Consider the following 595-nt stretch of genomic DNA (forward strand, 5'->3'; position numbering starts at 1 on the left):
TAGATTAAATAAACTTAAATTTGGTAAAATGTGCTTTTCTCTCATGATAATTTAATGTTAAGAGTAAATATGCTGCAGATAATGCATCAAGTGAATCATCATTGCTAGTTCCAATTCCAGTATAACTGTAAATATCAGAAATAGCAGATTTACTACTAAAATCTAAAATACTAAGATAAGATGATGTTATGGGTCCGATTAAAGTGGTAATTCGACTAAATTTATTACTTATTGGTTTTATYGGTGCTATTCTAAAATTACCATTCATGTTAATTCTGAGTTTAAGAAACTCTTTAGTTGTACTGCCCTGTCCAGAAATATTATCCCTATCTTCAATATATAGTGTATTCACATTTAAATTATTGATAATGGTCTTTACCATGTTAAGTATCCTTGCGTCATTAAATGGAAGTTTTTCTTGAAATAAAAAAGCATAAAACTTAGACTCTACTCTCTCTAGAACACAAATAGCAGTATTATCTCCATTTATACTGTATGCTGGATCAATATACATGATCGGGCTTTTAAATTCATAGCTACTTATAAGATTAATGTTTGTAAATATAGCATCATTATTTGCTACCCATTCTCCTAA

Annotated in this window: 1 protein-coding gene; it reads right to left on the reverse strand. The window is 28.5% G+C overall.

The annotated features are described in order from the left end of the window. Positions 1-4: 4 nt before the first annotated feature. Positions 5-595, reverse strand: a 591-nt coding sequence (locus U881_RS0101225) for a phage terminase large subunit family protein (RefSeq protein ID WP_024652993.1), incomplete at its 5' end; no start/stop codon positions are given.

It is taken from the genome of Borrelia persica No12 (genome assembly GCF_000500045.1).
GTDB classification, from domain to species: domain Bacteria; phylum Spirochaetota; class Spirochaetia; order Borreliales; family Borreliaceae; genus Borrelia; species Borrelia persica.